Source organism: Cryobacterium luteum, assembly GCF_900110125.1.
Lineage (GTDB): Bacteria > Actinomycetota > Actinomycetes > Actinomycetales > Microbacteriaceae > Cryobacterium > Cryobacterium luteum.
In genome coordinates this window covers 1-7,352 of sequence record NZ_FOCN01000045.1, presented here as the reverse complement: position 1 = coordinate 7,352, position 7,352 = coordinate 1, and the positions used below count along the sequence as shown (strand labels likewise).

Annotated in this window: 8 protein-coding genes and 2 pseudogenes; 5 read left to right on the top strand and 5 right to left on the bottom strand. The window is 63.9% G+C overall.

Translation table 11 applies throughout. The features are described 5' to 3' along the window. The first annotated feature begins 107 nt into the window (after positions 1–107). On the top strand, positions 108–452 hold the full coding sequence (locus tag BMW72_RS18560) for a DNA/RNA non-specific endonuclease (protein ID WP_134450292.1): 345 nt from the start codon (positions 108–110) through the stop codon (positions 450–452). Between the two features lie 580 nt (positions 453–1,032). Here BMW72_RS18560 and BMW72_RS17895 read toward each other — a convergent pair. After that, complete coding sequence (locus BMW72_RS17895) at positions 1,033–1,563, bottom strand: NAD(P)H-dependent oxidoreductase (RefSeq protein WP_092113024.1); 531 nt, start codon at positions 1,561–1,563, stop codon at positions 1,033–1,035. A gap of 69 nt (positions 1,564–1,632) precedes the next feature. Here BMW72_RS17895 and BMW72_RS17890 point away from each other — a divergent pair, with 69 nt between their 5' ends. Beyond that, on the top strand, positions 1,633–2,004 hold the full coding sequence (locus BMW72_RS17890) for an ArsR/SmtB family transcription factor (RefSeq protein ID WP_241983770.1): 372 nt from the start codon (positions 1,633–1,635) through the stop codon (positions 2,002–2,004). On the opposite strand, the gene BMW72_RS17885 is transcribed toward BMW72_RS17890, so the two are convergent. Beyond that, on the bottom strand, positions 2,001–3,263 hold the full coding sequence (locus BMW72_RS17885) for an MFS transporter (protein WP_198416306.1): 1,263 nt from the start codon (positions 3,261–3,263) through the stop codon (positions 2,001–2,003). The two genes, BMW72_RS17890 and BMW72_RS17885, sit on opposite strands and share 4 nt — an antisense overlap. Positions 3,264–3,446: 183 nt before the next feature. Here BMW72_RS17885 and BMW72_RS17880 point away from each other — a divergent pair, with 183 nt between their 5' ends. Beyond that, a complete protein-coding gene (locus tag BMW72_RS17880; protein WP_341864747.1) occupies positions 3,447–4,454 on the top strand; it encodes a LysR family transcriptional regulator in 1,008 nt (335 codons plus the stop codon). Between the two features lie 4 nt (positions 4,455–4,458). Here BMW72_RS17880 and BMW72_RS17875 read toward each other — a convergent pair. Next, a pseudogene (locus tag BMW72_RS17875) lies at positions 4,459–5,151 on the bottom strand (DUF6282 family protein); the annotation flags it as partial. Between the two features lie 90 nt (positions 5,152–5,241). Between BMW72_RS17875 and BMW72_RS19775 the strand changes: the two are divergent. Then, positions 5,242–5,412, top strand: a pseudogene (locus BMW72_RS19775) (DUF6282 family protein); the annotation flags it as partial. A 12-nt stretch (positions 5,413–5,424) separates the two neighbouring features. Here BMW72_RS19775 and BMW72_RS17870 read toward each other — a convergent pair. Together BMW72_RS17870 and BMW72_RS17865 are read right to left on the bottom strand one after the other, a co-directional pair. Next, the gene (locus BMW72_RS17870; RefSeq protein WP_092113016.1) at positions 5,425–6,168 is read right to left on the bottom strand and encodes an alpha/beta fold hydrolase; all 744 of its coding nucleotides are present in this window, start codon (positions 6,166–6,168) and stop codon (positions 5,425–5,427) included. Further along, entirely contained in the window at positions 6,165–6,893 is a 729-nt protein-coding gene (locus tag BMW72_RS17865; protein WP_092113013.1) for a beta/alpha barrel domain-containing protein, read from the bottom strand. The genes BMW72_RS17870 and BMW72_RS17865 overlap by 4 nt, the downstream gene beginning before the upstream one ends. Before the next feature lie 34 nt (positions 6,894–6,927). Here BMW72_RS17865 and BMW72_RS17860 point away from each other — a divergent pair. Beyond that, positions 6,928–7,352, top strand: a 425-nt coding sequence (locus BMW72_RS17860) for an IS110 family transposase (RefSeq protein WP_139175935.1), incomplete at its 3' end; no start/stop codon positions are given.

Sequence of the window (7,352 nt, the reverse complement as noted above, 5' to 3'; positions counted from 1 at the left end):
CCCTCGCCGATAAGGTGCCCTCCAGTTCCGAGGCAGACGTCTGGAAGACGCTCTCGCCATATCAAGGCATCGCCCCTTAAACTCGGGGCAGAGACACAGGCCGGGGCGTGAAGATCCCACAAGCGTTCTGGAAGATCGCAGCATGGACAACAACCACGGAAGACTCCACCGCTCTTCACGCCGCCGGATTCGTCCTCGACCAAAGCCCACAGCTAGAAGACATCGACCGCGACACAGGCCATGCTCCAGCCCCCATGTACGGTAATCCCCCGGCGCTCGGCCCGTACCGCACCTACCAAGTCTCCATCGTCGACATCATCGACCGCACCGAGCTCAACCTGACCGTTCTATCCAAAACAGACGTCTACGCCCCGGCCCCCGCTATCCGAGAAAGCACCGACCGTCGAACGCGCTGGGTCGAACTGACCGACACAGCAGGAATCCAGCTCTAAACCGCACCAAATCGTCGATAGCCAGCTCAGTCCCCGCGCGGAGGTAGACATAGACGGTTTCCCGGCTGATCCCAAACTCTCGAGCAAGCACAGACTGCAGCACACCAGCGGCAGCCTTCAGCGCCTGAACAATCTGGCGCACGATTGAGTAACTCGACTCCGGGCTGCCGTGCTGCCGTGCTGATGAGCCTCGATAATGGCTAGGCGGTGCAACGCCGCGACAACCCACCCCGACCACCGAGAAGCACCGTAGATGTTCAGGCACCGCGGAGGCTAAGAATTTTCTACCAGCCCGAGCAATCGCGGTGCTAGTGTCGTAGTTGGTAGCAGGGATGAAATAGTTCCCGGAGCGCCAATTCGGGAAACCCACGCTGACGCATGGGTTTCTGCGTGAACGGGATAATCAATCATGCTGTTGGCCTATATGGGGTCAGCTCACGAAACGGAATCAATACCACGCTAAGAGCTTTCGGGACCGAGTTGGCTTCTGACGAGGATCGGCTTGCTGGCCGATACGTTTGCGTAGCGCCAACCACTGTTCCACTACTGGTCAGGCCCCCAATTGCGTCGGTAGCAGCGATCAGCCGTCAGCGCCCGCCGTGACATGCTCCACGTAACGGGCAGAGTTGTCGGCGAGGCCTTCGCTGGTGACGTGGCCGGCACCGGTGAGGAAGAACCCAGGGAGGTAGCCCATGCCGACCCTTTTCGCGGTGACCTCGAAAGGGCTGGTGAGCTCGGAGAGCGTGCGACCATAGGTCCCATGGGTCTCATAGTCGGCACGTGTCGACCAAGTCGACACGGCCACCCCGAGCTCTTTGCCCTGCAGGGCAATGCCGCCCGGCCCGTAGGCCCAGCCCCGCTCCAGGACCTCATCCAGCCAGGACTTCAGCAGAGCGGGCGCACTGTACCACTGGAATGGGAACTGCAGAATGATTCGATCGTGTTGGTCGAGCAACCGCTGTTCCTTCACTACGTCGATCAGCCCGTCGGCGTACTCCTCATAGAGAAGATGAACGGTGACCCGGCCGCTGGCTCGCAGGGCCGCGACCCATGCCGCGTTGATTGTGGACGTTGACAGCGTCGGATGGGCGACGATAACAAGGGTATTCATGGCTGTGCTTCCTGGTCGATAGTGCAGCGATATGTTCGAGTTTCTTCGTACTTCTGGTAGGCTGCGGCCATGGTAATGACAGCCAGCTTCCGGACAAACACCGTTGACGCACCGGGGGTCTTGCCGCATCCTCTACCGGAGCCGTCACGTGACGACATCGCCCTCGAAGCGATCTTTGGCGCCCTGTCACAGCCGCTGCGGCTGACCATCATCCAGAAACTACTTTTGGAGTCCGAGCAGTACGATCACGCGTGCGGCTGGTTCGGCTTCAGTCGCCCCAAGTCCTCGCTCACTCACCACTTCAAGGCGCTTCGTGAGGCCGGGCTAATCCGACAGCGCCAATACGGGCTGGAGCGGCGCAGCCGGGTACGCATCGAGGATCTCGACGCTCGCTTCCCTGGCTTGCTCGACTTGCTCGTCGCCCGGTCGGCGCAACCCTAGCCTCGCGCCAGTCGCCCGGCCACAAAGACAAATGCCGCCATCGCAGCCGCAGCCAGCACGGCGGCGAACACTGCAGTACCAGCCCCCAGACCGATGCCGTCGACGAGGAAACCCGTCGCGACGGGAATGATCCCGGCCGGGATATAGCCCCCGATGCTCAGCACCGAATTCGCCTCCGCGCGGTGGGCGCCCGGCACCTTGGTACCGATCAGAGTGAGGCCGCCGAGTTGCCCAAGCCCCTGTCCGGCGCCGGCGAGAACGGCAGCTGCCACGAGGAATACCGGCAATGATGACGTGACGGCGATAACCAGCGTTCCCATGGAGAGCATCGTGGCCGACGCACCGAGCATGAAGATCGTGCGAATGGAGAGCCGTGCGACCGCGAACTGCACGCCGGTCGCGGCAAGGAACATGGCGCATGCCATGCTGCCGGCGACCAGCGGGCTCTCGATGCCGAGCAGGATCGACAGCACCGACGGCCCCAGCGATAGCACAAACGAGGTTGCGGTGATTCCGGGCGCGAACACGATGATGCCGAGTACGAGGTGCATCCGGTACTCGGCGGGAACTCCGGGCAGTCGCCAGCGGCGTGCCTCAGGGCCGCCCGCTCGCACGTGATGCAGCTTGAGCGGCAGGGCGAGCGCTACGACGAGGGCGGCCGTGAGCACAACGAGCTCGGTAGCGAAGAGCGGAACGACCGGGTTCGGCAGCAGCTGCGCGTAGATGCCTGCCAGAAGCGGGCCAAGACCCGCGCCGAGAACCATTGCGACGGATGCCGCGAGTGACGCTTGTCTCTTCCGCTCCGAGGTGCCCAGATCGACCACCGCGGCCATTCCCGCGGACACGATGACACCGACGGATATCCCAGTGAGGAAGCGGGCGACGCCGATCACGAGCACGGAGTCGGCCATGGCAAACAGGACGCAGGCGGCAATCGCCAAGATCAGGCCAGGGATGAGCACGGGCTTACGCCCCAGTCTGTCGGCGAGTTGACCGGCCACCAGGAGCGTCAGCAACAGCCCTGCGATGTACGCCGCGAAGACGAGCGTCAAGGTCCCATCGGAAAACCCGAGTTGAGCCTGCCAGCGCACGTAGAGGGGCGTTGGCGAGTTCGACAGCGCGAAGACTGCAGTCACGAGAGACGCGGCGAGGAGCATCGGCACGTTGGGGTGCGCGGGCATGGTCGGGGCTGGCGGCGTGATCGGACGGGATTCCTGGATTGGGGACGGTGTGCGTTCGTCGTGCTGAGTGGCGTTCATGGGCCTCCGATCATGTACGAGTTTCATCGAACTTAGCACATAGCGAATAAAGTCGAACCTGTACGATTTAATCCGTACTAGTGGTACGTTGAGTCCGTCAACTTCGGAGATGATCCTCTGGAATTGACACATCGAGTGGTGCACCGTCGCGCCTTGGCCCCTGGCCACCGGGCAGACGATCGGATGCTCTGCCCGCTGTACGAACAAAGCGGGAGATCAAATATGTCGGTTGCTGTTTCGATGCCTGTACAGGCGGCTTCACCCGCGGGTGCTGACCTGCTGGAACCCATTAGCACTCTCGATGACGTAGACATCCGTCACATTCGATACTTTCTGGCCGTGGCACGCTGCGGGTCGGTGTCTGCCGCCGCGACCGAGCTAAACGTGTCGCAGCCGAGCCTGAGCCAGCAGATTATCCGGCTGGAGCGGCGGGTCGGGTTCTGCCTGTTTAATCGCAAGCCCCGCGGGGTGGAGATAACCTCGGCCGGGTTGGCGTTTCTCAAGGGAGTGGAACACATCCCGCACGAGATTCGGGCGGCGATGGCAGCCGCCTCGCCGCACCGCAGCGCAATAACAATCGGGATCTGTGGCGGCATTCCCTACGCGACGCTTTCGGACGTCTCCGAAATGATCCGACAGTCGATCCTCTCCGAGGGCAGGCCGTGCGCGATGCCCCGGTTTCAGTTGAAGTCGATCGCCTCGAGCAATCAGGGTGCCTTGCTCCGAGTCGGGGACATCGACTTAGGTATTGTCCGGATGCCGCTGACGGATCCGAGTCTGACCATCGTGCCGTTCAGCGTCGAGGACATGGGAGTGGTGATGGCCACCGGGCACCCTCTCGGCCGGTCCGACATCGTGAGATGGGCCGACCTTCGCGGTCAACGGCTGCTCTGGGGAGACCCCTTTAACGACCAGGAAGCTTCCCGTGCGCTGCTGACCGCGTTCCGTCATCGGGGCTGGGACCCGATGCTTGAAAGCGGTGACATTCACCGCCCCGAGCTGACCATTCAGACCCTCCACAATGCGCCGGACGATACCGTCGCCGTGTGTCCACGGAGCACGTTCCGGGACTACCCGAACATACAGTGGCGGCCGCTGGCCGGTCCTGCCATCACCGAGTCCCTTGCCTTCGCGGCAGTCACCGGAACCCGATACGCCTCGTTGCTCGGCCACGTCACCGACACGACATAGCCGGTCAGTTCCCGGCGAGGAGGCGCTCAGGATTCGCCACGGCCACGGCTTCTCGATCGACAGCGAGGTCGAACAACCAACGATCGATCATCGCCCAGGCCTCCGAAACGTCGGGTTGTGTCACCTGACCGAGGTCGGAAGACAACACAACCCGGGGATGCGAGGCGGCTAGCCTGGCGAGATGGTCGAGGCCGCGATGGCCCATCAGCACGGTCAGCGCCGTGATTTCCACCCAGACGTGACCAGCGGTGGACAACAGGGCAATATCCGGTTCAGAGAACCCGGAGAGGGGATGGGCGGCATGGGTCAGGAGGATTCGCTCGAGACCGATGTCCGCGGCTGCATCGACGATGGAGAGCGCTTCCTCTCGCCGGCAGTGTCCGGTCGCCACAACGAGGTCGAGGTCGCGGGCGCAGCGCAGGACGTCTACTACTTCCGGCCGAAGACGACCGGAGTCATCTGTCACGCGGGCGTCGGACCAGTCCTCTCGGCGGAACCGCGGGTGAAACGGTTCGCCCGACAGCGCCGACACGTGGGCGTGCGGGGTGAGAGTGGGTAAGTACACGACCAGTCGTGCCGGGCTGTCGTCGCCGTGGGCGAAATTGGCGCGCTGAACGACGCGATGGTCGACACCACCGGCGAGCGAATTCAGCACGACCGCACCGGACACCGGCAACCCCTCCTGACGCGCTTCCCAGGCAGCGGCCGCATCGGGGCTTCGACTTGATGAGGCGCGTCGTCGCTTCCGCTACGACCGGCCGTGGGACGTTGCGGACCCCACACCCGCATGATCGCGCCGGGTCGCGAGCTCGCGAGTCGCCTGATCGACGTGCATTATCACGCGGGCTCAGATGTCACGAAGCGGCGTCATTCCGTGGTGCAGGCAGGTCGACGATACAGTGCCGCATCCGGCTGGGTGGTTGTCAAGAGCCATCTGGACTCCACCGCGGCCGCTGCCTGGGAAGCACAGCTATTTCCATGGTGCGGTTTCCATTTCTTTGATCAGTGTGGTCACGACCGAGTCCAGGAGTTCTGGGCGGTCATGGTGCGGTCGCATCCCGGCTCCCTCGAAGATGATCGTTTGGGACTGCGGCGTAGTCGATGCGTGTTGCTCGGTCACCAGCTGGGAGTCGGATCCGACAACGGTGGTGATAGGCGCGGCGTAGTCAGAGAGCAGGCCGGACAGATCAAGATCGCAGAGCATCCTCAACCCGAGCGTGATCCGGCGGGCCGCGATGGGGTCGTCGGACTCTGCCGAGACGGCTGGGACGGTCGTCCGTGGTCGATCGGAGCCCCGGGAGCCGCGGGGGGCGATGCGTCGCTGCAACAGAGCAAGTGCCGCGTCGAGCCGGCCCCGATCGGCGAGATCGGCGATTTCGCCCAGACGTTCGGCGAGAACAGGATCGCTCTGCCCCGGACCGGAGACGGACAGAACAGGCACCGGCACATCTAGGTGGGCCGCGTAGGCCTGGGCCACCGCCCCGCCGAGGGCGTTGCCACAAAGTAGATCGACTCTTCCCGTGTGTCCGAGTCGCGTGAACCACCGTGCGGCGAGATCCTGGACGGTCATCGACGTGTCGATCAGGGCAAGGGTGTCAATCAACTGCACCGTGATGCCGCGAGACCGGAGCCGCTCGGTGACCGGGGCAAAGAATGCCCCCTCGTCCCAGGTGGGCTGAACCGGGCCGAAGGCAATCGCTTTGCGCCCGCTCATGCGGCCGCCACCCGGCCCAGTTCGCGCGCCACATGAACCTGGGATCGGCGGTCGGCGGATACCCGGGCGCTGTGTTCGACCGACAGATCAAACCGGCCGAGGAGCAGATCGGTGTGCGGCAGAACCGGAGTCGACTCCGGTACCGAATCACGCAGGTGCGCGGACAGGTCGAGCAGCGCTCCCAGGTCGAAGGCTCCCGGGTCGGTATGGTGGCGTTCCAAATGGGCGATCCACTGTTCTGAAATCAGGTTCCCCGAGCCCTTTCCCATCCCCAGGATTGAGGAGTCCATCCATGCGGCGCCAGCGTGTGCGGCCGCGAGAGAATTCGCGAGTGCAAGGCCCAGATTGTTGTGGGCGTGAAAGCCCACGTCGAGGCCGCTCACTTCCTGGACCAGCGTGACCCTGCGGGATACCTCGCCCGGTTGCATGCTGCCGTTGGAATCGGCGAGGTAGATCGCATTCGCGCCCGACTCCGCGCTGCGACTCGACAGGTCGACGAGGGAGCGCGCGTCGAGGCGGCTTGCTCGGGTGAAGTTCACACAAACGGTGAAGCCCATTTCCCTTGCTTCACTCACATATCGCAGCCCTGGGTCCGGGTCGGTGACGGAGAGGCACATCCGCACCAGACGAGCACCAGCGGTGTAGCACTCCTGCAGATCGCCGGACGTGATGTTCGCCGGATGCAGAATCAGCCCGATGTGCTCCGCGCCAATACTGTCGGCCATTTCCGCGATGTAGTCATTGGGTCCCAGCCCGGTGATGCCCTACGCTGTCCTCACGGCGGCAGGTCAGCACCTCGGAACCGAAACGTTCCCCAATACCGCCGCTGGTCGATCCCGCGCAATTAACTGGGCCGGGCGTCGCTCTGGCGGCGTCACCGATGCGCTCTGGGTGATCGAGGGAGCCGGGAGCTACGGCGCCCAGCTGGCCCGCAACGTAGCGGACACCGGCTACCGTGTTGTTGAGGCCGCACGCATGGGCCGGACGGGCCGGCGCGGCATTGGGAAGTCCGACCCCCTCGACGCACGTCGGATCGCCGCCGCTGTGCTGTCCTTACCGGTCAATCAACTCCGCACCCCGCGGCAGGATGAGGGCGTGCGGGCAGCAGCGCAAATCCTCCTGACTGCCCGCGATGGACTCGCCGCTGAGCGCACCCGCGCGGTGAACGCACTCACCGCATTACT

Excerpts from the sequence above, each read along its gene's own strand:
- BMW72_RS17895 (WP_092113024.1), bottom strand. The coding sequence starts at position 1,563 with ATGAATACCCTTGTTATCGTCGCCCATCCGACGCTGTCAACGTCCACA.
- BMW72_RS17890 (WP_241983770.1), top strand. The coding sequence starts at position 1,633 with ATGGTAATGACAGCCAGCTTCCGGACAAACACCGTTGACGCACCGGGG.
- BMW72_RS17880 (WP_341864747.1), top strand. The coding sequence starts at position 3,447 with ATGCTCTGCCCGCTGTACGAACAAAGCGGGAGATCAAATATGTCGGTT.
- BMW72_RS17885 (WP_198416306.1), bottom strand. The coding sequence starts at position 3,263 with ATGAACGCCACTCAGCACGACGAACGCACACCGTCCCCAATCCAGGAA.
- BMW72_RS17865 (WP_092113013.1), bottom strand. The coding sequence starts at position 6,893 with ATGGCCGACAGTATTGGCGCGGAGCACATCGGGCTGATTCTGCATCCG.
- BMW72_RS17870 (WP_092113016.1), bottom strand. The coding sequence starts at position 6,168 with ATGAGCGGGCGCAAAGCGATTGCCTTCGGCCCGGTTCAGCCCACCTGG.